The sequence below is a fragment of the Mycobacterium gordonae genome (genome assembly GCF_017086405.1).
GTDB lineage: Bacteria > Actinomycetota > Actinomycetes > Mycobacteriales > Mycobacteriaceae > Mycobacterium > Mycobacterium gordonae_D.
In genome coordinates, this window is the sequence record NZ_CP070973.1 from 6,831,229 (window position 1) to 6,854,322 (window position 23,094).

Annotated in this window: 21 protein-coding genes; 13 read left to right on the forward strand and 8 right to left on the reverse strand. The window is 67.1% G+C overall.

The features are described from left to right. Positions 1 to 321: 321 nt before the first annotated feature. The gene (locus tag JX552_RS29490) at positions 322 to 1,362 is read right to left on the reverse strand and encodes a DNA polymerase domain-containing protein (protein WP_205875328.1); all 1,041 of its coding nucleotides are present in this window, start codon (positions 1,360 to 1,362) and stop codon (positions 322 to 324) included. Positions 1,363 to 1,399: 37 nt separating this feature from the next. Here JX552_RS29490 and JX552_RS29495 point away from each other — a divergent pair, with 37 nt between their 5' ends. The 4 genes from JX552_RS29495 to JX552_RS29510 are packed head-to-tail and all read left to right on the forward strand — an operon-like array spanning position 1,400 to position 4,071. Then, a complete protein-coding gene (locus JX552_RS29495) occupies positions 1,400 to 2,482 on the forward strand; it encodes an ATP-dependent DNA ligase (protein WP_205875329.1) in 1,083 nt (360 codons plus the stop codon). A gap of 36 nt (positions 2,483 to 2,518) precedes the next feature. Continuing rightward, positions 2,519 to 3,112, forward strand: coding sequence for a TetR/AcrR family transcriptional regulator (locus tag JX552_RS29500; protein ID WP_205875330.1), 594 nt, complete (start codon positions 2,519 to 2,521; stop codon positions 3,110 to 3,112). Positions 3,113 to 3,147: 35 nt separating this feature from the next. Further along, complete coding sequence (locus JX552_RS29505) at positions 3,148 to 3,615, forward strand: hypothetical protein (RefSeq protein ID WP_241010770.1); 468 nt, start codon at positions 3,148 to 3,150, stop codon at positions 3,613 to 3,615. A 36-nt stretch (positions 3,616 to 3,651) separates the two neighbouring features. Beyond that, complete coding sequence (locus JX552_RS29510; protein WP_205875331.1) at positions 3,652 to 4,071, forward strand: hypothetical protein; 420 nt, start codon at positions 3,652 to 3,654, stop codon at positions 4,069 to 4,071. On the opposite strand, the gene JX552_RS29515 is transcribed toward JX552_RS29510, so the two are convergent. After that, the gene (locus JX552_RS29515; protein WP_205875332.1) at positions 4,068 to 5,300 is read right to left on the reverse strand and encodes a cytochrome P450; all 1,233 of its coding nucleotides are present in this window, start codon (positions 5,298 to 5,300) and stop codon (positions 4,068 to 4,070) included. The two genes, JX552_RS29510 and JX552_RS29515, sit on opposite strands and share 4 nt — an antisense overlap. A gap of 24 nt (positions 5,301 to 5,324) precedes the next feature. Here JX552_RS29515 and JX552_RS29520 point away from each other — a divergent pair, with 24 nt between their 5' ends. Continuing rightward, positions 5,325 to 6,389 (forward strand): DUF2330 domain-containing protein, encoded by a 1,065-nt coding sequence (locus JX552_RS29520; RefSeq protein ID WP_205875333.1) that lies wholly within the window; start codon positions 5,325 to 5,327, stop codon positions 6,387 to 6,389. Here JX552_RS29520 and JX552_RS29525 read toward each other — a convergent pair. After that, positions 6,372 to 6,857 carry an NUDIX hydrolase gene (locus JX552_RS29525; protein ID WP_205875334.1) on the reverse strand — a complete coding sequence of 162 codons (486 nt, stop codon included), beginning with the start codon at positions 6,855 to 6,857 and terminating at the stop codon, positions 6,372 to 6,374. The genes JX552_RS29520 and JX552_RS29525 overlap by 18 nt on opposite strands. A 5-nt stretch (positions 6,858 to 6,862) precedes the next feature. Beyond that, on the reverse strand, positions 6,863 to 8,236 hold the full coding sequence (locus tag JX552_RS29530; protein ID WP_205875335.1) for a WS/DGAT/MGAT family O-acyltransferase: 1,374 nt from the start codon (positions 8,234 to 8,236) through the stop codon (positions 6,863 to 6,865). A gap of 105 nt (positions 8,237 to 8,341) precedes the next feature. Here JX552_RS29530 and JX552_RS29535 point away from each other — a divergent pair, with 105 nt between their 5' ends. Then, positions 8,342 to 9,394, forward strand: coding sequence for an AraC family transcriptional regulator (locus JX552_RS29535; protein ID WP_205875336.1), 1,053 nt, complete (start codon positions 8,342 to 8,344; stop codon positions 9,392 to 9,394). Here JX552_RS29535 and JX552_RS29540 read toward each other — a convergent pair. Together JX552_RS29540 and JX552_RS29545 are read right to left on the reverse strand one after the other, a co-directional pair. Next, positions 9,342 to 10,685, reverse strand: coding sequence for a WS/DGAT/MGAT family O-acyltransferase (locus JX552_RS29540; RefSeq protein WP_205878752.1), 1,344 nt, complete (start codon positions 10,683 to 10,685; stop codon positions 9,342 to 9,344). The genes JX552_RS29535 and JX552_RS29540 overlap by 53 nt on opposite strands. Positions 10,686 to 10,776: 91 nt before the next feature. Further along, positions 10,777 to 11,196, reverse strand: coding sequence for a hypothetical protein (locus tag JX552_RS29545; RefSeq protein WP_205875337.1), 420 nt, complete (start codon positions 11,194 to 11,196; stop codon positions 10,777 to 10,779). 157 nt (positions 11,197 to 11,353) lie between these two features. Here JX552_RS29545 and JX552_RS29550 point away from each other — a divergent pair, with 157 nt between their 5' ends. Genes JX552_RS29550 through JX552_RS29565 form a run of 4 tightly spaced genes read left to right on the forward strand, consistent with a single transcriptional unit; the run spans position 11,354 to position 14,263 of the window. Next, positions 11,354 to 12,412, forward strand: a complete 1,059-nt coding sequence (locus JX552_RS29550) for an NAD(P)H-dependent amine dehydrogenase family protein (RefSeq protein ID WP_205875338.1) — start codon at positions 11,354 to 11,356, stop codon at positions 12,410 to 12,412. After that, positions 12,409 to 12,906 carry a VOC family protein gene (locus JX552_RS29555; protein WP_205875339.1) on the forward strand — a complete coding sequence of 166 codons (498 nt, stop codon included), beginning with the start codon at positions 12,409 to 12,411 and terminating at the stop codon, positions 12,904 to 12,906. The genes JX552_RS29550 and JX552_RS29555 overlap by 4 nt, the downstream gene beginning before the upstream one ends. Then, on the forward strand, positions 12,903 to 13,676 hold the full coding sequence (locus JX552_RS29560; protein WP_205875340.1) for an SDR family NAD(P)-dependent oxidoreductase: 774 nt from the start codon (positions 12,903 to 12,905) through the stop codon (positions 13,674 to 13,676). The genes JX552_RS29555 and JX552_RS29560 overlap by 4 nt, the downstream gene beginning before the upstream one ends. Then, positions 13,673 to 14,263, forward strand: a complete 591-nt coding sequence (locus JX552_RS29565) for a TetR/AcrR family transcriptional regulator (protein ID WP_431195902.1) — start codon at positions 13,673 to 13,675, stop codon at positions 14,261 to 14,263. Before JX552_RS29560 ends, JX552_RS29565 begins: the two co-directional genes overlap by 4 nt. Here the strand turns inward: JX552_RS29565 and JX552_RS29570 are convergent. Together JX552_RS29570 and JX552_RS29575 are read right to left on the reverse strand one after the other, a co-directional pair. Next, positions 14,232 to 15,215: a D-2-hydroxyacid dehydrogenase family protein gene (locus tag JX552_RS29570; RefSeq protein ID WP_241011233.1), complete on the reverse strand. Its 984-nt coding sequence runs from the start codon at positions 15,213 to 15,215 to the stop codon at positions 14,232 to 14,234. The genes JX552_RS29565 and JX552_RS29570 overlap by 32 nt on opposite strands. Before the next feature lie 11 nt (positions 15,216 to 15,226). Then, positions 15,227 to 16,765 (reverse strand): carboxylesterase/lipase family protein, encoded by a 1,539-nt coding sequence (locus tag JX552_RS29575; protein ID WP_205875342.1) that lies wholly within the window; start codon positions 16,763 to 16,765, stop codon positions 15,227 to 15,229. A 641-nt stretch (positions 16,766 to 17,406) separates the two neighbouring features. Here JX552_RS29575 and JX552_RS29580 point away from each other — a divergent pair. The 3 genes from JX552_RS29580 (at position 17,407) to JX552_RS29590 (ending at position 23,093) form a co-directional block, all read left to right on the forward strand. Further along, the gene (locus JX552_RS29580; protein ID WP_205875343.1) at positions 17,407 to 17,775 is read left to right on the forward strand and encodes a hypothetical protein; all 369 of its coding nucleotides are present in this window, start codon (positions 17,407 to 17,409) and stop codon (positions 17,773 to 17,775) included. Between the two features lie 105 nt (positions 17,776 to 17,880). After that, positions 17,881 to 21,786 (forward strand): Pls/PosA family non-ribosomal peptide synthetase, encoded by a 3,906-nt coding sequence (locus JX552_RS29585; RefSeq protein WP_205875344.1) that lies wholly within the window; start codon positions 17,881 to 17,883, stop codon positions 21,784 to 21,786. After that, the gene (locus JX552_RS29590) at positions 21,783 to 23,093 is read left to right on the forward strand and encodes a M1 family metallopeptidase (protein WP_205875345.1); all 1,311 of its coding nucleotides are present in this window, start codon (positions 21,783 to 21,785) and stop codon (positions 23,091 to 23,093) included. Before JX552_RS29585 ends, JX552_RS29590 begins: the two co-directional genes overlap by 4 nt. Position 23,094: the final 1 nt, after the last annotated feature.

Here is a 23,094-nt window from a genome sequence, read left to right on the forward strand (position 1 = left end):
TCGACGGCCAAGCATCCTCCTCCGCCATCTGACAATGTCAGGGGCGTTGACACTTGCGGTCGGTGTCCCGGGCTGGGGGTGTCCCGCGCCACTGAGTAACACGTCGGTGAAAGCACCAGTGGCGTTTGGGTTATCGGCGGCCCGATGAGTTACGCACGGCGGGTCTGAGACCGCAACGACTGTGGGGTATTTCAAGGTTGATCTGCAGCCAATCGCAGGCTCCGCGAACGACGATCTTCAAGTCTTCAGCCGGGCGGGAGTGGACTAGGCACACAATGTCAACACCAGGCAACCACGTGCCGCGCTAGCGACAGCGGCACATCACTCCTCTTTGTTTTTCCTACTGCGATCGGTATCCCGCGACGGCTGCACCCGCTTGGGTTCGCCCGGCATCTTGGGATAGTTCGGCGGGTACGGCATGTCACCAAGCCCGTGCTCCTCGTCTGCGTCGGACATGTCCAGCAACACCGCGATCGACTGCGCGTCGTCGTCCATGCCGGCCCAGGGATCGTCGCGGCGCGCGACGAGGTCGGGGACGGTGGCCATGGTGTAGTCGTCCGGGTCGGCGCCGGCCAGGTCGTCCCAGGACAGCGGCATCGAAACGGTCGCGATCGGGGTTCGTCGCACCGAGTACGGCGACGCCATGGTGCGATCGCGGGCGTTCTGGTTGAAGTCGATGAAGATCCGCTGGCCACGTTCCTCCTTCCACCAGGAGGTGGTCACCCGATCCGGGGCCCGGCGTTCGACCTCGCGGGCCAGCGCGATACCGGCCCGGCGCACCGCGACGAAGTCCCAGTCCGTGGCGATCCGCAGGAACACGTGCACTCCGCGTCCACCGGAGGTCTTCGCGTAACCCGTCAGCCCGAGTTCATCGAGCAGCGGCCGCAGCACGTCAACCGCGACGGTCCGGGCTTCGTCGAACCCGGTGCCCGGTTGCGGGTCCAGGTCGATACGCAGCTCGTCGGGGTGCTCGGTGTCCGGGCACCGCACCTGCCAGGGGTGCAGGGTGATCGTGCCCATCTGCGCCGCCCATACGATCGCGGCCGGGTGGGTGACCTTCAGCGCGTCCGCGGTCCGACCGGACGGGAACGTCACCCGACATGTCTCGAGGTATTCGGGATGATGCTGGGGCACCCGTTTCTGGTAGATCTCCTCGCCGTCGATGCCGTCGGGAAAACGCTGCAGATGAGTGGGACGGTCGCGCAGTGGAGCGAGCATCGGCCCCCGGGAGACGGCCGCGTAGTAATCGATCAGCCGTCCCTTGGTGCCGTGACGGCCGAGACCGGGAAAGTAGACCTTGTCCCGATTGGTCACCCGGACGGCGATGCCGTCGATGTCGATTTCTTCTGCTGCAGCAGCCATATCCACAGTCCAGCATGCCGCACGCCAGAATGAATACATGGACTTACCTGTGATGCCGCCGGTTTCACCGATGTTGGCCAAGTCAGTCAAGGCGATCCCGCCGGACGCGTCGTACGAGCCGAAGTGGGATGGGTTCCGGTCTATCTGCTTTCGCGACGACGAGGAGGTGGAGCTGGGCAGCCGCAACGAGCGGCCGTTGACGCGCTACTTTCCCGAGCTGGTCGCCGCGGTCCGGTCCGAATTGCCGCCCCGCTGCGTCATCGACGGCGAGATCGTCATCGCCACAACCCGCGGCACCCATCACGGCCTGGATTTCGAAGCGCTGCAACAACGTATCCACCCGGCCGATTCGCGGGTGCGGATGCTCGCCGAGCAGACTCCGGCCTCGTTCATCGCGTTCGACCTATTGGCGCTGGGCGATGACGACTACACCGGGCGCCCGTTCAGCGAGCGGCGCGCGGCACTCGTCGACGCGCTGGGCCCGGCCGGCCCCTCGATTCACCTCACCCCGGCGACCACGGACCGGGCTGTCGCACAGCGCTGGTTCGAAGAGTTCGAGGGCGCCGGTCTGGACGGCTTGATCGCCAAGCCGCTGACCGTGACCTATCAGCCCGACAAGCGGGTCATGTTCAAGATCAAGCACGAACGGACCGCCGACTGCGTGGTCGCCGGCTACCGGGTGCACAAGTCCGGCAGCGACGCGGTGGGCTCGGTGCTGCTCGGGTTGTACCAGGACGACGGCCGGCTCGCCTCGGTGGGCGTGATCGGCGCCTTCCCGATGGCCGAGCGCCGACGGCTGTTCACCGAACTGCAGGCGCTGGTCACCAGCCTCGACGACCATCCCTGGAACTGGGCGGCGCACGAAGCCGGTGAACGCACTCCCCGCAAGAACGAGGGATCCCGCTGGAACGCGGGTAAGGATCTCTCGTTCGTACCGCTGCGCCCCGAGCGGGTGGTCGAGGTGCGTTACGACCACATGGAGGGTGCGCGGTTTCGCCACACCGCCCAGTTCAACCGGTGGCGTCCCGACCGCGACCCGCGCTCCTGCACCTACGAACAGCTGGAACAACCGATGATGTTCAGCCTGGACGACATTGTGCCCGGGCTTGGCAAGAAGTAGTTCTCCTCGGCAGCGCCGCGTCGTACGGTAGAGCACATGCGGCCGTGGCAGAGACCGGACGTATCCCCGGCCGCCATCCCCACGGATTTGCGCGCGCGGGTGATGCCCGCCGTGCTCGACGAGCTGGCACGTTGGGGGGTCGAGAGATTCAGCGTGGAAGCCATGGCGGAGCGGCACCACCTGGACGTGGCGACCATCTACCACTATTGGGGCAATCGCCAACAACTGATTGTCGATGCCGCCGTCCGCGATGCCGAAGTTTTCCGCGCGACGTTGGACACCGGCTCGTTACGCGGCGACCTCCTCGCCCTCGCCCGCGCCATCGCCGGGGATGTCAACACCCCCATCGGCCGCACCTTCAGTCGGGTGATGGTGATGGACAGCCGTGCCGGTCATCACGACGGTGAGACGCGAATGATGTTCTGGCAGCATCGTTTCAGTGTCATTCGCTCGGTCATGGACCGGGCCAGGGCGCGTGGGGAAGTCCGCGAGGGCGTGCCCACCGTGGCGGCCATCCAGATCGTGACGGCCCCCATTTACGTTCGGAGTCTCTATATGGAGGGCCCCGTCGACGACGCTTACTGCGTGGCGATCGCCGACCTGGCGTGGCATGCGCTGCGCAAGCAATGACGGTCCTGGGCGCCTACGGCCCTTAAGATATCGAAATGCTGCACGTCTCCGCGCTGTTCGTTCCGCGTAGCGCCGCGTTCAACGAACAGGGCGCCATCAACGCCACGTCGATACCCATGGCGTGGTTCCAGGTGGATCAAATGCCTTTGTGGGCAACGGTACCGGTCGTTCTGGTGGTCCACGCGCCGGCGGGTGGCGACTACGACCCGGAGATTCACGTCGTCTGCAAGGACCCGTCGGGGGCCGCCCGCGGATCGTTGCGGGCGGCGTGGCACTGGCCGGACGACGGTAACCGCGCGTCCAAGTACCGGTGCTTCACCCAGGAACTCTCCTTCCCGGTGGAGACCGAAGGCGAGTACACCCTCGGCGTGTACTACGACGCCGACGGCAAGTTCGAGCTGTCCACGCCGGTGCCGATGTCGATCCTGTTGACCGAGCCCGAGCCGCCCGCCGACGGCAGCGGCGGCGTCGGCGAAACAACTTTCACCGAGCCTGCCGAATAGTCTGGCGCTTGAGCCCGACACCCTTAAGATGTCGTGATGCATGTAGCAGCTTTGCTCGTGGCGGGCTCCGCCAACATCGACGATTCCGCGATCGACGCGACCCGCGTGCCGATCACCAGCTATGAGGTGAACCAGACCCCGGTGTGGCTGACGGTCCCCCTCGTTCTGGTGGTGCACGCGCCCTCGGGTGGTGATTTCGATCCCGAGCTGTTCATCGTGTGCAAAGACCCCGGCGGGACCATCCGGGGCACCGTCCGTTCGGCCTGGCAGTGGCCGGACGAGGACAAGCCGTCGAAGTACCGTTGCTTCACCCCACAGCTGTCGTTCGCGATCGAGACGACGGGCGAGTACACCATCGGCGTCTACCAAGAGGCCGAAGCGCTCCGGCCGGTCGCGACTCCCATACCCCTGATGATCAACATGGCCGGGGGCCGGCCGGGACGCAACGGCGCCTAGACCGCGACCGTCAACGCCGACAATCCCCGCAGGGTGACGTTCGGCTTGTACAGCGGTTCGCCCGCCAACCGCGCATCCGGGAAGCGGGCAGCCAGCGCCGACAACGCCACCGTGGCTTCCAGCCGCGCTAGCGGGGCGCCCAGGCAGTAGTGGACGCCACGCCCGAACCCCAAGTGCCGCAACGTGCCCCGGTCCGGGTCGAAGGTGTCCGGCCGGTGGTACTCGGCGGGATCGCGGTGCGCGGCGGCCAGCAGCAATATCATCATGTCCCCCTCGGCTACCGGGGTGTCCCCAATCCTGATGTCGTCGAGCGCAATTCGCGTGAGTTGTTGGACCGGAGGGTCGTAGCGAAGGGTCTCCTCGACGATCGAGGGGGCACGGCCGGGGTCGGCGCTCAGCGCCGCCCACTGCCGGCCGTCACGTAGCAATGCGAGGATGACGTTGCCGATCAGGTTCACCGTGGTCTCGTGCCCGGCTACCAACAGCAGCAAGCACGTCGATACGATCTCCTCCTCGGTGAGCTGATCGCCTGATTCGTTCACGGCGACCAGCCCTGACAGCAGGTCAGCGCCGGGCTTCGACCGGCGCCGCGCGACCAGGCCATGCAGGTAGTCCCGCAGGCCCGCGGCGGCATCCATCTGCTCGTCCAGCTCGTCGGCCTGATCTTCGCTGAAGAACGGGTCCAGGGACTTGGCCAGCACCGCCGACGCGCGGCTGAAGTGTGGCTCGTCCTCGATCGGCACGCCGAGCAGGCGGCAGATCACGGCCACGGGCAGCGGGTAGGCGAAGTCGGCCACCACATCAAAACCGCCCTGCTCCGCGATCCGGTCGAGCAGCCCGCCCACCAGCGCGTCGATTTCCGGCCGCAGTCCTGCCACCACCTTCGGCGCGAACGCCTTGCCGACCAGCTTGCGCAGCCGGGTGTGATCGGGCGGATCGAGGAACAGGAATCCCGGCGGCACTTCCGGGCGCATCGACGGATCCGCCTCGAGCATCCGGCGGGCGGCCGACGACCGCAGGTGATCGCTACTCGACAACGGATGCCGCAACACGTCGTCACAGTCCCGGTAGGTCGAGAACAACACCGACTCTCCACCTGGCAGCGTCAGTGGGCCCAGGTCACGCAATTCGGCGCACACCGGGTACGGGTCCGCCCGGGTGGCCTGGTCCAGCAGCCGCAACAGCAACGTCTGCGCTTCGGTTGGTTCGGTAAGCGACACGAAAGCCATTGTGCCTGCGCTAGCATCGTCGGGGTGGCGGTGCGTCGGGTGTGCCGGTTCGGGATTGTGGTGGCTGTTCTCACAGCCATGCCGATCTTGTCGGCGCCTAGCCATGCGTGCGCCTGCGGCGCGGCCATCGCGCCGGGCGGGGCCGATGCGACCATGAACCACGAAGTGGCACTTGTGCATTGGGATGGCGCCACCGAGACGATGGTGATGCAGCTGGCAATGGACGCCACCACCGATCATGTCGCGCTGGTGGTGCCCACTCCCACACCCGCCACCGTTGCGGCGGCCGACAAAGCGACCTTCACCGAACTTGAGCAGCTCACCGCCCCGCAGATCCGACACCAGCGGCACTGGACACTGGGGGGCAACACCCGCGCTCCCCTCGAAGGGGCGAGGCCGGGCGCCGCGAGCGGCGCACCAAACGTGGTCAATCAGGTGCACCTGGGCCCACTGGAGGCCACCACGCTGGCCGGTGGTGACCTGACCGGGCTGCAGAACTGGTTGAGCGACAACGGTTATGCCATCAAAGCGGCGGTGCTGCAGGCGATGAGCCCCTATGTGCGGGACGGCTGGTCTTTCGTGGCAATGCGGCTCACCAGCACCGCACCGATCGTGGGCGGACTCGATCCGGTGCGGCTGACCTTTGGGTCACCGACCCTGGTGTACCCGATGCGTCTCTCGGTCGCCGCGCCGGACCCGCAACATGTCACCGTCTTCACCCTGGCCGATCACCGCCAGCAGCGCACCGATGCCGACAAGGCCACGCAGACAACCACAGTCGGGTTCGCCGGCAACATCGCCGCCGCGGTGCACGACCCCCTGTTGCGCGAACTGGCCGCCAACCACGGCTCCTATCTGACCAAGGCACAGATGGACATCGCGCGCACGTCGTCGATCACGTCGGATTTCACCTTCGGCAACGCCGCCAACGACGATCCGTACCGGCAGGTGATCGTGGTCAATGACGACGTCGTTTTCCCGCTAGAGCTCGTCCTCGCCGGGTTCGCGCTGACTGTCATCGTGGTGGCGGTCGTGCTGCTGGCGGTGCTGCGGCGAAATCGGCGGCGACGCTCAGTCGCCCTCCGATAATCCTGCCAGCTCCGGGTGGGCCATCAACCGATCCAGGAAAACCCGCTGACCCTTGAGCAGCTTGTCGCGGGCCAGGGCCACCGGTAACCAGTCGACACGGTCCACCTCCGGGAATTCGCGCATGCGCCCCGAGCCGCGCGGCCACTCGATCTCGAAGGTGTTGCTGCGCGCGTCGCTGATGTCCAAATCGGCGTCGACCGCGAAAACCGTCACCACCTTGCCACTGGGTTGCTTGACCGACCCGATCTCCAGTCGCGGGCCGGCGGGCACCGGCAACCCGAGCTCTTCGGCGAATTCGCGCTGCGCCGCCGCCCAGGGATCGTCGCCTGTTGCGTGTTCGCCCTTCGGGATCGACCAGGCGCCCTCGTCCTTGCGCGCCCAGAACGGCCCGCCCGGGTGCGCGATCAGCACCTCGACGACGCCGGCGCGTGTGCGGTACAACAGCAGACCCGCGCTCAGCTTCGGCATTGCGGTCAGACCCCGACGGCCTGCTCCAAGTCCTTCAACGAGGTCTCCAGGTGGGCCAGCAGTCGCTGCAGGTGCGGCACGCTGCGGCGGCACCCGACCAGCCCGAAGTCCAGGTTGCCGCCGTTGTTGACCAGAGTGATATTCAGCGCCTGACCGTCGGGGATGTTGGACAGCGGGTAGCTGCCGTCCAGCCGTGCCCCGCCGTAGTACAGCGGGTCACCGACCCCGGGCACGTTCGAGATGACGATGTTGAACGGTGGCGGCACCGCAGAGAGGAAGCCCGGCACACCCGCGAGCGTCAACGGCGCCATGTTCAGCGCCGAAAGGGCCATCACTTGGTAGGAGGGCAACTCGGCGAGCACCTTCTTGTTGCGGCGCATCGAGTCGCCGATGATCTGCAGCCGCGTGGCGGGATCCTCGACGTTGGTGGCCAGGTTGCACAGGATGCTGCCCACCTTGTTGCCGCCGCTGTCGGCATCGGCTTCCGAACGCAGGCTGACCGGCACCATGGCAACCAGCGGGGAGTCCGGCAACGCGTCCTGTTCGAGCAGGTAGTAGCGCAACGCGCCGGCGCACATCGCCAGCACCGCGTCGTTGACCGTCACGCCGGCCGCCTCCTTGACGCCCTTGACGCGGTCCAGCGACCAGGACTGACCGGCGCACCGGCGGGCTCCCCCGACCTTGACGTTCAACATGGTGTGCGGCGCGGCGAACGGCAGCGTCAACTGCTGCTCGAACAGCGCGGCACGGGCCAGCTTCAAGGTTGACGGGGCAACTCCCACAACGGATCCCGCCATCTTGACCAGGGAACTCAGCGGGTTCGAGCCGCCGCCGTCCGACGACGACTTGGGCGGCTGGGGTGGTCGCGGCAGATTCCACATCGCCTTGACCTGCGTATCGTCCGGGTCGGTCGACATGGTGCGCTGCATCAACTTCACCGCCGAGACACCGTCGATCAGGGCATGGTGCATCTTCGTGTACATGGCAAAGCGGCCGTCGTTGAGTCCCTCCACGACGTGCAGTTCCCACAACGGGCGGTGCCGGTCCAGCAAGCTGGTGTGCAACCGCGAGGTGAGCTCGAGCAGATCGCGCACCCGGCCCGGTGACGGCAGGGCCGAGCGCCGGACGTGGTAGTCGACATCGACCTCGTCGTCGTAGGCCCAGGCAACCCGCGCGATGCCACCGCCGATCGTCGCCGGGTGCTTGCGGAACGTCGGCTGGAACTCCTCGTTGGCGACCAGCTTGTCGTAGAACTCCCGGACGAACTCCGGGCCGGCCCCTTCCGGGGGCTGGAACAGCGACAAACCACCCACGTGCAGCGGATGCTCCCGCGATTCGGTGAACAGAAACATCGAGTCGGTGGGCATCATCAGTTCCATGCCCGCTATTACACCCCGAGATTCCGGCGCAGAGCGAAGGTGTGCGGAAAATTGGGGTCGTTAGTCCCACCGGTTACCGATCTCGGGCTGACACAATAACCAGACATGTCGGTGGTACGCGGGACCGCGCTCTCGAACTACCCGACGCTGGTCGCCGCATTGGGTGGTGACCCGGCAGCGCTGCTGCGTGCCACCGGCATCCGGGAACAAGATGTCGGCAATTATGACGCGTTCATCTCGATCCGGGCTATCATCCGGGCGCTCGAAACCGCCGCGGAGGCAACTGCTACACCAGATTTCGGGCGACGACTGGCCCGGGGCCAGGGTATCGAGATTCTGGGACCGGTGGGCGTGGCGGCTCGCACCGCTGCGACGGTGGCCGACGCGGTGGCCATATTCAGTACCTTCATGGCGGCATACAGTCCCGCGATCGTGCTCTCCGTCGCGACGCTGACCGACCCACAGCATTCGTTCATCGCCCTGGACTTCCTCCTCGATGAGGCCGTCGAATGCCCGCAGACGATGGAATTGGCACTGGGTGTCTCACTCGGAGTCTTCCGGCTGCTCATGGGCGCCACCTTCGCCAGTCTTTCGGTGCACCTGCCGCATGAGCCGCTGACACCGAAAGCCAGTTATATCAAGTACTTTGGTGCTACGCCCTACTTCGCCCAACGCAGTGCCGGCTTCACCGTGCGCACCGCCGATCTGGCCCGCCCGCTCAACCGTGACGATCTCGCCCACCGTGCCGTCGTTGACTATTTGAGCAGCATCACTCCGCTCGGGGCAGGCATCGTGGAATCGGTGCGCATGATCGTCCGGCAGCTGCTGCCCACCGGGGCGGCGACCCTGGACGTAGTGGCCGAACAGTTCCACCTGCATCCGAAAACGATGCAGCGCAGGCTGGCCGGCCACGGCACCACCTTCGCCGCCCTGGTCGACGAGGTACGCAAAGACATCGCCGACCGCTACCTACGTACTACGGGTATCAGTCTGTCGCACCTGGCCCGGGAACTCGGCTACGCCGAGCAGAGCGTGCTGTCACGTTCGTCGAGGCGATGGTTCGGCACTGGGCCGGCGTCCTACCGAAACCTGACCCGCTCGGTCGTCAGAGGCCCACAGCCCGCTGCAGCTCCTTCAGCGACGTCTCCAGGTGACTGAGCAGCCGCTGCAAATGCGGGATGCCGCGCCGGCAGCCCACCAGCCCGAAGTCGAGGCTGTCCTCGGTGCTGGTCAGGGTGATGTTCAGCGCCTGACCGTTGAGCGTCAGCGACATCGGGTAATTGCCCAGCAGGCGAGCACCGTTGAGGTACCGCGGCTCGGCCACGCCGGGCACGTTGGAGATGCACACATTGAACGGCGGCGGCGTGGCCCTGGCCAGTCCCGGCAGCGTGTTGAGCGCCGCGGGACTCAGCAGCAGCAGCGACAACGCCAGCGCCTGGGCGCGCGGAAGCTGCGACAACACCTGCTTGTTGTCGCGCATCGAGGTGTGGATCGCGTGCAGGCGCTCCGCCGGATCGTCGAGGTGGGTGGCCAGATTGCACAGCACCGCACCAACCATGTTGCCGCCCGGCGCGTCTCGCTCGTTTCGCAGGCTGACCGGAACCATCGCCACCAGCGGCGTGTCCGGCAACGCGTCGTATTCATCCAGATAGCCCCGCAGCGCACCCGCGCACATCGCCAGCACGACGTCGTTGAGGCTCACTCCCGCAACATCTTTGATCTCTTTGACGCGGTCCAACTCCCAGGACTGTGCGGCACAGCGGCGCGCTCCCCCGACGGGGACGTTGAGCATACTGCGCGGCGTGCCGAACGGCAGCGTGAGTTGCTGCTCCACAAGTGCCGCCCGCGCCAAACGCAGCGTCGAGGGACCAAGTCCTGCAAGCGATCCCACGACAGAGCCGGCCTGTTGCAGGAGTCCGCGGGATTCCCGCCTGCCGCGTCGAGGCGCCGGAGTCCACGTCGCGCGGACGGCCGCGTCGTCGGGATCGGTGTTCAGAGATCGGCGCATCAGCGTCAGGCCGGAGACCCCGTCCACCAGGGCGTGATGCATCTTGGAGTAGACCGCCAGCCGTCCGTCTCGAAGGCCTTCGATCACGTGCGTTTCCCACAGGGGGCGGTGCCGGTCGAGCAGATTCGCGTGCAGGCGCGAGGTGAGCTCGAGCAGGTCACGGACCCGGCCCGGTGCGGGTAGCGCGGAGCGGCGCACGTGGTAGCCGAGGTCGACATCGTCGTCGTGTGTCCAGCCGAGGTTGGTCAGCGCACCATGAAACGAGCTGGGGCGTCTACGGAACAGCGGAGCTATGTCGGAACACTCCAGCATCGCCCGGTGGACTTCCCGCGCGAACGCGCGTCCCGCACCTTTCGGTGGCTGGAACAGTTGCAGCGCGCCGACGTGGAGCGGATGTTCGCGCGATTCGGCCGACAAGAACAAGGCGTCCACGGGTGACATCAATTCCATGGACACACTGTGCGACAGGTTGGGTCATCAAACTTGACAATAGAGGACAATTTTTTGACCGTTTAGGACACGGGTGCGTCCGCTATCCGACCGTTGCGACGCCCGCGCTAGACAGGGTGAAGCCGCGACCTGACGCGACCGTGCACGTGACGCCGCCGGTGTCCGACTTGCAGGTGAAGGGTCCGAGGCCGGCGCTCTGCCCGTACCCGAGCACCGGGGTACCCTCCCCGGCGTTACCCAGGCAGGTCTCTCCGGTGCAGGTTTTCACGGTGCCCGCCGGGGCCATGCGCACCGACTGGGGCGGGGAGTTCGACTGGCAGTACGTCTCGTCCGGCATGCCACTGCCGCGTTGGAAGCTCAACTCGCAGCCGATATTGCGCGACGGCAGTAGGAAGGAGCACCAGGTCGAGGTGCAGACCGGGTTGTCGGCCCGGGCCGGCGGCGCTCCGAGCCATCCGCCGGCGACGACGATCCCTAGGGTTGCGATGACGACGCGGCGCATGGTGGCCCCCCGACCCCGACGGTTACTGCTTACGCAAGCTAACAGATTCGCGTCCCTCGGGTGCCGGTTACGGGGAATGCCACCCTGGTATCGCCATGGAGTGACAGTTACTGTCATTTCGTCATGATCTGCCAACTGGGCCGCTTCGGAGGTGCCGATGAGTAAACCCAGCAAGTTCCGTGTCATTCAGTGGGCCACCGGCGGAGTCGGCAAAGCCGCCATCGAGTGTGTGCTCAACCACCCCGAACTCGAACTGGTCGGCTGCTGGGTGCACAGCGCCGGGAAGAACGGTGTCGACGTCGGGGACATCCTCGGCCGCAGCGCCCTCGGAGTCACCGCCACCACAAGCCTCGACGAGGTGCTGGCGATCGATGCCGACTGTGTGATGTACAGCCCGCTCGTTCCCAGTGACGACGAGGTCATCGCGATCCTGCGGTCCGGCAAGAACGTCGTCACCCCAGTCGGCTGGGTGTACCCCGACCTGGACAACCCGCGTGTCAGGTTGATCGCCGACGCCGCCATCGCAGCGGGGGTCACGCTGCACGGGTCGGGCATTCACCCCGGCGGCATCACCGAACGTTTCCCGCTCATGGTGTCCTCACTGTCCTCGGCGGTCACGCATGTGCGGGCCGAGGAGTTTTCCGACATCCGCACCTACAACGCACCGAATGTGGTGCGCCACATCATGGGATTCGGAGGCACCCCCGAGGAGGCGATGCAGGGCCCGATGGCGGGTCTGCTCGACGCAGGTTTTAAGCAATCGGTGCGAATGATCGCCGACCACATGGGTTTTCGGATCGATCCGAACATCCGAACGATGCAGGAGATCGCGGTCGCGACCGGTGACATCGACTACGAACCCGTCGCGATCACGCCGGGAACGGTAGCGGCGCGGCGGTTCCGCTGGCAGGCCGTCCGTGACGGAGAACCGGTGATCACCGCCGCGGTCAACTGGCTGATGGGCGAGGACAACCTGGAGCCGGCCTGGGAATTCGGCGAGCAAGGCGAACGCTTCGAGGTCGAGGTCACCGGTGATCCCGGCGTGAGCCTGACCTTCAAAGGACTGCAACCACAGACGATCGCCGAAGGGCTGCGACGCAATCCGGGCGTGGTGGCCACCGCCAACCACTGCGTCAACGCCATCCCGTACGTCTGCCCGGCCGAACCGGGCATCAGGACCTACCTGGACCTACCACTGATCGCCGGACGCGCATGACCGGCGTCGTGGGCGACGTGGCGCTATGCCACCTCGTCGTCGGCGTCACCGACATGGACCGGGCACTGCGGTTCTACCGCGGCGTGCTCGGCATGGAGGTCGTCTTCGAAACCCTGATCTCCGGCGAGCCTTTCGACGCGGTTCTGCATGCGACACGCAGGCAGGAGGGCCGCGTGGTCGGCGGCCTGCTGGGCGGGGTAATGATCGAACTGCTGTCGCTCGGGGCGGCGCCGGAGCACAAACAGGCAAGACGGGGTATCACCGGAATCCACAACCTCGCGCTGTCGGTCACCGACCTCGACGACACCCATCGGCGCATCGCCGAAGCCGGTCATCCACCCGAACAGGAGCCCTTCGAAATCGGCGGAGTGCGAATGTTTTTCGTCAAGGACCCGGACGGGACAACGGTCGAATTCATCGAACTGCCCGGCGGTGCGCGTAGCACCTACGAGATGCACCGGGGAGTACCACTGCGGCTGGGGCCGGCGCGGTGAGCTACTCCCACGCGCAGTCGCTGCGCGGACATGTCGCGATCGTCACCGGCGCCGCCCAAGGTGTCGGCAAGGGCGTGGCCGCCGCCCTGCTGGAGCGGGGCGCGGCGGTGCTGGCGGTGGACATCCAGGACGACGCACTGCACGCCACCACCGCCGAGCTCAGGGAGATCGGCCGGGTCGAGATGCTCATCGCCGACCTGCGTGACCCGGATAGCGCACAGCGGATCGCGACGGCGGCGGTCGACGCCTTCGGCGCCGTGCACGGACTGGTCAACAATGCGATCGCCACCAACGAGCCGAAGAGGTTCGTCGACATCACCGTGGCGGACCTGGCACTCGGCTACGAAGTGGGCCCGCGCGCCACGTTCCTGCTCATGCAGGCCGTGCACCCGCTGTTGACGGCCGCCGGTGGCGGATCGATCGTTAACCTGGGCTCGGGCACGGGAACAGGTGGCGAACCCAACTGGGGCGGTTACGCGGCAGCCAAGGAGGGCATCCGCGGGCTGTCCAAGGTCGCAGCCCTGGAATGGGGACGTGACAACATCCGGGTGAACGTCATCTGCCCCTTCGCCGAATCCGATGGCGTCAAGTGGTGGAAGCAGCACGCACCCGACGATTACGCCAAAGCCGTGCGGCGCGTGCCGATGAAGCGCATCGGCGACGTTCGCACCGACGTGGGCGCTCTGGTGGCGTTCCTACTCGGCTCCGATGCGACGTTCATCACCGGGCAGACCATCCACGTCGACGGCGGCATCGGCTGTTTTCGATGAATCTGCGCGACCGCCAGCGCGCCCAGGTCCGCGCCGACATCCGGCGGGCCGCGTTCCGGCTGTTCGTCGAGCGCGGTTATGACGCGGTGACGACTGAGGAAATCGCCACTGCAGCAGGCGTTTCCGCGCGCACCTTCTTTCGGCACGTGCCGACGAAGGAGGAATTGCTCCTCGGTCCGATCCGTCACGGCGGCGCCGAGGTGGTCAACCTACTGGAGCAGCGTCCGGCCGGCGAGGCGCCGGATGTGGCGCTGACCAATGCCATAATCACCCGGACGCGGTCGTTCGGTGATGTGGAAAGCGAAGAGTGGCGCGAAGCGCTGCTGGTCGCGCCGGAGCTGCTGGGCAAGGTCACGATCTATACGGCAGCCGACAAGGAACGCGCGGTCAAACTGATCGCCGAGCGGATGGGCAGCGATCCCGACGTCGACATCCGTCCCGGCCTGCTGGTCCAACTCGGTTTTGCAGCAGGCGATTTCGCCTTCCAGCGCTGGATACGCCAATCCGGGACCGCGCGGTCGCTGGACCTTTACGTCACCCAGGCCCTGCAGGCGATCACGAGTCCATACTGGAGTTCGCAATCCTGACCGGCGTCCCGTTCAGCCAGGCCAGCACCGCTTCCACGGTGTCGGCATAAAAGGCGCCCAGCATTTCCCTGGTCACATAGCCCAGGTGCGGTGTCAGCGTCACATTCGGCAGGGTGCGTAGCGGATGCTCGGCGGCCAGCGGTTCGGCGTCGAAGACATCGAGTCCGGCGCCCGCGATGCGGTCGCCCGTCAACGCCGAGATCAGGGCCTGTTCGTCGACTATCGGGCCGCGAGAGGTGTTGATCAGAAAGGCATCCGGCTTCATCAGGGCGAATTCGCCGGCGCCGACCAAGGCTCGCGTGCGTTCCGACAAGACCACGTGGATGGAGACCACGTCGGATTGGGCGAACAGCGCCGCCTTCTCCACCCGCCGGGCGCCGGCCGCCGTTGCCGCCTCGTCGGTGAGGTTCTGGCTCCACGCGATCACCTCCATGCCGAAGGCTTTGGCGTACTGGGCCATTCGCCGACCGACACGGCCGAGACCAAGCAGCCCCAGCGTCTTGCCGTGCAGCGTCATCCCGGTCGTCGTCTGCCAGGCGCCCTCGCGCATCCGGCGGTGCTCCTCGGCCAGGTTGCGCACCGTCGCGATCAGCAGTCCCCACGCCAGTTCCGGCGTCGCGTCGCGAACCGCCGCGAACCGCGGGTGAGCGAAGTTGGAGTGCGCGACCAGCACACCGCGCTCGGCGGCGGCGGCGATATCCAGGTTGGGCAGGCTGCGGCCGACGACGGTGATCAGCTTGAGGTTCGGTAGCCGCTCGATGAGTGTGCGCGGCAACGCCATCCGCTCCCGCAGGGTGCAGAGCACAGCGAAGGGCCGCAGCGCCTCGGGCGCCTCGGCCTGCGACAGGTGCCGGTCGAACACAGTGATCTCGGCCAGCTCCCGGACCGGGGACCAGTCGGCGAGTTTGAGCGCGACCCCGGCGTAGTCGTCGAGAATCGCCACCTGCGGCAGGGGTTCCGGCATCAGTGGTGATCCGGTTGTGCTGCCCGACGGCTCGCCCCGCGTTGCGGTCCCGCGTAGTGCCGCCACGCCTCCCACATGCCGCTGTGCAGGCCGGGGACGAGGTGCGGATCGGGATCGTCGATAACCAGCGCCGCCCGGCCCTCGGAGTACGTCGGCCAACCCGGCGTGCCGGTCCGGGCGAACTCGACCCACCGCTGTTGCACCCAGTCGCTCATCCAGCGGTACCGCCGGCGTCCGACAGCCGTGAGCGCTCGCAATTCGGGCATCTCGCAGCCGAATACGAGCGGCACATCGGTGGCGTGTATGGCGCCCATCCCGATCCATCGCAACACCGGCGGGGCGTAGTCGAGGCGGTAGAGGTATGTCGGGGCGTGTCGAGCGTGTCCTTCCGCCACCGCGATCATCGGCCGCACGAAGAAGCAGTCGGAGGCCAGCCGGGTCAGTGCCCGCCGACTCGGATAATCCGGGTAGTGCGCCAAGACCCGCGCTAGGGCGGCGGGATCGGTCGCGGCGAACATGCGGTCCACCCGCTCCGGCGTGGTCGGGACGATGTCGACCACCCGCCGCACCGGCCCCCAGCCCGCGTGGCCCAACTCGTTGCGCATCGAGCCGATGAGCAAGGGCACCCGGTGGGCGCGTCCGGCTGCGATGGTCGCCGTCGGGTCCTCGGGCAGGAACTCGCCGTCGATGACCGGCGCCAGCGTCATCTGGCAGGGAATCTCGCGGGCCGCGCCGAGCATCACCTGGATCGCCGCCCGGGTGATCGCGGCGGCCGGTGCGTTGCGCAGCACGTCGGCTGCGGTGGCCGGGTCGGCATCCAGCGCCGCCAGGCACCGCCGGGCCGTGTCGGCGGCCTGCTCGGGCGTCCGCACCGCATCGGGTACCGGGCTCTGCGCGATCGCGCGATTAAACAGCCCCTTCGTCGACGGCATCGCCAGGTGATTCAGGACCGCGCTCGCGCCAGCCGACTGGCCCCACACGGTGACGTTGGCCGGGTCTCCGCCGAATGCCGCGATGTTGCGGCTCACCCACGTCAACGCCGCAACCTGGTCGCGCAGCCCCAGGTTGGACTCGAAGTCGGACGAGTACTGCGAAAAATCGACGAATCCCAGTCCGCCGAGCCGGTAGTTGATTCCGACGACCACCACCCCGAACTTGCGCACCAGCGGCTTGGGGTCGTGCACGGGCAACGCGGAGGTGCCCTCGAAATAACCGCCGCCGTGGATGAACACCAGTACCGGGCGCGGAGGTGCGCCGCGTTCGGCCGGGGCACAGACGTTGAGCGTCAGGCAGTCCTCGTGCTGGAGCTGTCTTTTCAGTAGCCCCAACGCCGAACTCAGCCGGTGGGAGTGTGCGGCATGACCGAATCGGGTCGCGTCGAATACGCCGGTCCAGGCCGGCACGGGTTGCGGAGCACGGAAGCGCAGCGGACCGACCGGCGGAGCCGCGTAGGGAACAGCCCGCCACAAGTCGACGCCGCCGAATCGACGTCCCCGCACGACGCCCGACTCAGTGGCTATTTCTGGAGCACTGTCCATCAACTCACCTCGGCACGGCTTGTGACTGTTCGAACTGAATCGAGACTATCCCCCGCCGACGGCGACACCCGGACGAGTTCACGCGTCGGACTGACTTCGGCGAGGACCTCGGTGAGGATTTCGGTGAGCCCTGCCACAGCGTGGGCGCGAGGGTGCTGCAATTCACTGCGGCTACCGAGGCAATCGATTCACCGGCCGCCTGACCAGCATCCGAACTCTCGACCGGGTCCCACAGCGGGCAACGGACTAGCAGACCGGGGACGGTTACGCGACGCGGTCCGCTAACGAAATCATCTCGAATAGACCGTTTATCGACTCGAAGTCATCACCGTAGGGTGGCAGCGCCGCCGCGATCCGCACTGTGGGACAGAACACTGCATCCGCTCGGCTCCGGTACGGATTGCGCAGTGCTACGGTCGATTTGGTGACCTACTCAGGATCAGGGCAGAGCGACGGAGGCCGCCGGCGACAGCTGCGATGCATCGCATCCCGATCGCCACAATGGGCGTTCAGATAGCGCCCACCACCTGGCCACACCGTCGTGAAATGCGTAAACCTTTGCCGCAGTTGATAAATGGAGGGCCACGATAGATCGAAGAACCGACGATTCAGGCGGAAACCCCAGCGACGGAGGAGGAACCATGACAGAAATCGACTTCGCCCAAGCCTGGTACTTTCTCGATAGTGCGGGAAAATATTTCCATCTGCGCTTCCGCCCCAACTCGGCGCCGCCCGGCGACGAGCGGTTCTACGATCAGGCCGGCCAACTGATAGCCGTCGTTGCAGACGCTCGCCGGGCCGACCGCAATCATCGCATCGCCATCACCCGATCCGACGTCTCGCTGACAGAGGTGGAGTCCGCCCTCGAGGGCTGGGAAGACTGGGCCGCCGTGCTCGACGCGGGAACCTACCGCTGGATCAGTCTGCCGCAAATTCAGCGGCGCATCGACGCCGCCGGCCTCGGGCCTGGCTCATTGGAGGCGGGAAGCAGCCCTCGCGATGCGGCATGACCGCGGGACCGCTCCGCCCGCGACCGTGCGGTCCGGCGGTGACCCGCATGACTCGCCCGAGCGGCCCGAGCGGCGCGGGTAGGTCTGCTCGCGTAGAACTATTGAGTGCCCGAGATCCCCGCGCAGTACCTGCTGTCGGCTGACGCACCGAGTCCGCGCACGCTCATCGACATCATCGGCGCCACCGCCGCGCGCTACCCGGACGCCGCGGCGATCGACGACGGCGAGGTGCAACTGACCTACAGCGAGCTGATCGAGGACATGACCGACAGCGTCGCCTGGCTGGCTGCCCGCGGTATCGGACGCGGCGACCGGATCGGTATCCGGATGCCCTCGGGCAGCTACTCGCTCTACACGGCGATCCTCGCCGTGCTGGCCGCCGGCGCGGCGTACGTGCCGGTCGACGCCGACGATCCCGAGGAGCGGGCCGAACTCGTGTTCCGTGAGGCCAACGTCGTCGCGGTCATCACCGACAAAGGCATCGAGCGCACCCAGGGCGCGTCAAGGGGCTGGCGGGCCCAGGCCCCGCTTGCCCGCGACGACGCGTGGATCATCTTCACCTCCGGATCCACCGGCACGCCGAAGGGAGTTGCGGTCAGCCACCGCAGCGCGGCGGCCTTCGTGGACGCCGAAGCGCAGTTGTTCTGCCAGGACAGCCCGATCGGGCCCGGCGATCGGGTGCTGGCGGGATTGTCGGTGGCCTTCGACGCTTCGTGCGAGGAGATGTGGCTGGCGTGGCGGCACGGCGCCTGCCTGGTTCCGGCGCCGCGGTCGCTGGTGCGCAGCGGGATGGATCTGGGGCCATGGCTGGTCACCCGGGACGTCACCGTGGTCTCGACGGTGCCCTCGTTGGCGGCGCTGTGGCCTGCCGAGGCACTGGAAGCGGTGCGGCTGTTGATCTTCGGCGGCGAAGCGTGCCCGCCGGAGCTTGCCGAACGGCTGGCGCAGAATGCCCAGGAAGGTCGCGAAGTCTGGAACACCTACGGCCCCACCGAGGCCACCGTGGTGGCCTGCGCCGCACGGCTCGACGGCTCCGGCCCGATCAGCATCGGGCTGCCGTTGCGCGGGTGGGACCTGGCCGTCGTCGACGCCGAGGGCCGGCAGGTCGGCTATGGCGAGACTGGCGAGTTGGTGATCGGTGGCGTGGGCCTGGCCCGCTACCTCGACGAGGACAAGGACGCCGAAAAATACGCGGCCATGCCGACACTCGGCTGGAACCGGGCATATCGCAGCGGTGACCTGGTGCGGCTGGAGACAGACGGGTTGTACTTCTGCGGCCGCGCCGACGACCAGGTCAAGGTGGGCGGCAGGCGGATCGAACTCGGCGAGGTCGATGCCGCGCTGGTCAACCTGGCCGGCGTCAGCGGCGGCGCCGCCGCGGTCCGCCGCACCGGGTCCGGTACGGCGGTGTTGGTCGGTTATGTGGTCAGCGCGGATCCGTCGTTCGATATCGGCAAGGCGCGCAAGGAGCTTGCCGGGCATCTGCCCGCGGCGCTGGTGCCCCGGCTGGTGCTCATCGAGGACTTGCCCACCCGGACGTCGGGCAAGGTCGACCGCGACGCGTTGCCGTGGCCGCCGCCGGGCAGCACCGACACCGAGGAAACCCCCGACCTCGCCGGCACCGCGGGCCGACTGGCCGAGATGTGGCGAGATCTGCTCGGCGCCAACATAACCGGCCAGGAGGCCGACTTCTTCGCCCTGGGCGGGGGATCCCTGGCTGCCGCGCAGTTGGTTTCTACCCTGCGCCAGCAATACCCGCACATCACCGTCGCCGACCTCTACGACCACCCGCGGCTGGGCTCGCTCGCCGCATTCCTCGACGAGTTCGGTCCGCCGCCCCAGGTGGACGAGCGCGTGGTCAGGCCGACTCCGCGGCTGACCCAGCTGATTCAGACCGGGTTGACGGTGCCGTTGGCCACGCTGTCGGCCCTGCAGTGGATTACCTGGCTGGCTCTGGGGAACAACATCGCTCGTGCTCTGCATCTGGTGCCCTGGACCGTGGCGGTGAGCTGGTGGTGGGTGGTGATCGCGTTCGTCCTGTTCATCACCCCGCCAGGCCGGATGGGGATCGCGGTGCTGTTCGCCCGGCTGCTGCTGTGGAACGTCAAACCGGGCAGCTACCCCCGCGGCGGTTCGGTGCACCTGAGAGTGTGGTTGGCCGAACGACTGGCCGAGGCAAGCGGCGCGGAAAATCTGGCCGGCGCGCCCTGGCTGGTTTACTACGCGCGGGCACTGGGCGCCGAGATCGGCAGAGGCGTTGACCTGCATTCGGTACCGCCGGTGACCGGTCTGTTGACCGTCGGCCAGCGCAGCGCGATCGAACCCGAAGTGGACCTGCGCGGGCACTGGTTGGACGGGGACGTGTTTCATCTCGGCACTATCACCATCGGCAACGACGCGACGATCGGCGCCCGCACGACCCTGCTGCCCGGCGCGGTCGTCGGCAAGAATGCCGACGTCGCGCCGGGTTCGGGCGTGACCGACAAGATCAAGAACGGCCAGTACTGGAAAGGTTCGCCGGCGGCCAAGTCCGGCCGGGTGAATCACCCGTGGCCCGACGAGCGACCGGCGCGCAAGTCGTACTGGGTGGCGGTATACGGGGTCACGTCCCTGATGCTGGCCGGGCTGCCGCTGCTGGCCCTGGCCGCCGGGTTGTCCATCATCGGGGTGGCCGTCGGCCACACCCGCAGTCTGGCGCAGGCGCTGCTGCCCGCGCTGCTGTGGACTCCGTTGGCGGCGCTGACCGGGTTCGCCACGTATGCGGTGGTTACGGTAATGGCAGTGCGGTTGCTGTCGATCGGGCTACGCGAGGGCTATCACCCAGTGCGCAGCCGCGTGGGCTGGCAGCTGTGGACCACCGAGCGGTTGATGGACGCGGCGCGCACCTACCTGTTCCCGTTGTACGCCAGCCTGTTCACCCCGGTCTGGTTGCGCATCCTGGGTGCCCGGGTGGGCCGGGGTACGGAGATCTCCACGGTGTTGCTGACTCCCAAGTTCGCCGTCATCGAGGATGGGGCATTCCTGGCCGACGACACCATGGTCGCGTCGTATGAGCTTGGCGGTGGCTGGATTTACGCGGCCGAGACCACTGTGGGTCGACGCGCGTTCCTGGGCAATTCGGGCATCACGCAGCCGGGGCGGCGGGTTCCCGACGACGGTTTGGTCGCGGTGTTGTCGGCGACACCGCCGAAGGCCAAGCGGGGCTCGTCGTGGTTGGGCAGCCCGCCGATGCGACTGCGCCGGCGGCCCGCCGAGGCGGATGAGGAGACGACATACAGCCCGTCCCGGCGCCTGAAGGTGCTGCGAGCGGCGGTGGAGATCTGCCGATTGCTGCCGGTGGTGGTGACCGTCGCGATCGGAGTGGCGGTGTTGGGCGCATTGCAGGCGCTGACAATCACTTTCGGGATCTGGTGGGCAACGCTGGCCGGTGGCCTGGTGCTACTGGCCGCGGGTGCGATCGCCGGCTTGGTGACGGTGGCCGCGAAGTGGGTGCTGGTCGGGCGGATCAGGGCGAGTGAGTTCCCGCTGTGGTCGTCGTTCGTGTGGCGCAACGAGCTGGCCGACACGTTCGTCGAAACCGTTGCGGCACCGTGGTTTGCGCGAGCCGCGAGCGGGACACCGGTGATGAACGTCTGGCTGCGTGGACTGGGTGCCACGGTCGGGCGCGGGTCGTGGTGTGAAACGTACTGGTTGCCCGAGGCCGATCTGGTCTTCCTCGGCGAGGGCAGCACCGTCAACCGGGGCTGTGTGGTGCAGACCCATCTTTTCCACGACCGGATCATGCGGATGGACGCCGTCGTGCTGGAAGCCGGCGCCACCCTCGGTCCGCACTGCGTCGCGCTGCCCGCCGCCCGGTTGGGCGCCGGAGCATCCGTCGGCCCGGCCTCACTGGTGGTGCGCGGTGACGAGGTGCCGGCATCGACACGCTGGCAAGGTAATCCGGTCCGACCGTGGGTGCCCCGGAAGAAGGGCCGGAAGGACGCGGCGGACGTCAAGGACAACGCGGCATGAAGTCTCCGGCGAAGCACCAGGGTGTGGATCCTTACCTACCCCAGAACGGCAACTTCGGCTACTCCGTGTCGCGCTACGAACTCGATCTCGAATACAAGGTCGCGATCAACCGGCTCTCGGGTACCGCGACCATCACCGCGGTGACCTCGGCGGAGTTGAGTGAGTTCACCCTCGACCTGTCGAGCGCGCTGTCGGTGTCCCGGGTTTCGGTGAACGGGAAACGCGCCGACCGTTTCAGCTGCCGGGGTGGCAAGTTGCGCATCGTGTTGGGGTCGAAGTTGCCGACCGGCGCCGCGATGTCGGTGGTGATCCGGTACGGCGGCAACCCCAAACCGCTCCGAACCCTCTGGGGGGAAGTGGGATTCGAGGAGTTGACCGACGGCGTCCTAGTCGCCGGGCAACCCAACGGGGCCGCCTCCTGGTTCCCCTGCAACGACCATCCCAGCGCCAAGGCCGCGTTCCGGATCCAGATCAGCACCGAGAGCGCGTACCGGGCGATCGCCAACGGCAAGCTGGTGGGGTCTCGGCTGCGGGCCTCGCAGACCGTGTGGACCTACGAACAGCCGGAGCCGACGTCGACCTATCTCGTCACGTTGCAGATCGGGGTGTACGAGCAGGTCCGGCTGGCCAGAACGCCGGTGCCGATCCGGGCTGCGCTGCCCGGACGCCTCAAGGACAATTTCGATCACGACTTCGCCCGTCAGCCCGACATGATGGAGTTGTTCATCGAACTGTTCGGGCCCTATCCGCTCGCCGACGGGTACACCGTTGTGGTGACCGACGACGCGCTGGAGATTCCCCTTGAGGCGCAGGGCATTTCCATCTTCGGCGCCAATCACTGCACCGGCACCCGGGCCAGCGAAAGGCTCATTGCGCACGAGCTGGCGCACCAGTGGTTCGGCAACTCGGTGACGGCGCGCCGGTGGCGGGACATCTGGCTGCACGAGGGTTTCGCGTCCTATGCCGAGTGGTTGTGGTCCGAGCGCAGCGGGGGGTCCAGCACGGCCGCTCTGGCCCGCTACCACCATACCCAGCTACGCCAGAAGCCGCAGGATCTGCTGCTGTCCGATCCCGGGCCCCGGCACATGTTCGACGACCGGGTATACAAGCGCGGCGCGCTGACCCTGCATGCCCTGCGGGGACAGCTGGGCGACCAGAAATTCTTTGCACTGCTGAAGGATTGGACAGCACGGTACCGTCACGGCACCGCCACCACTGAAGATTTCACCGGGCTGGCGGCAAACTACAGCGACGGGTCACTGCGTCCGCTGTGGGATGCCTGGCTGTACTCGACCGACGTCCCCTGAT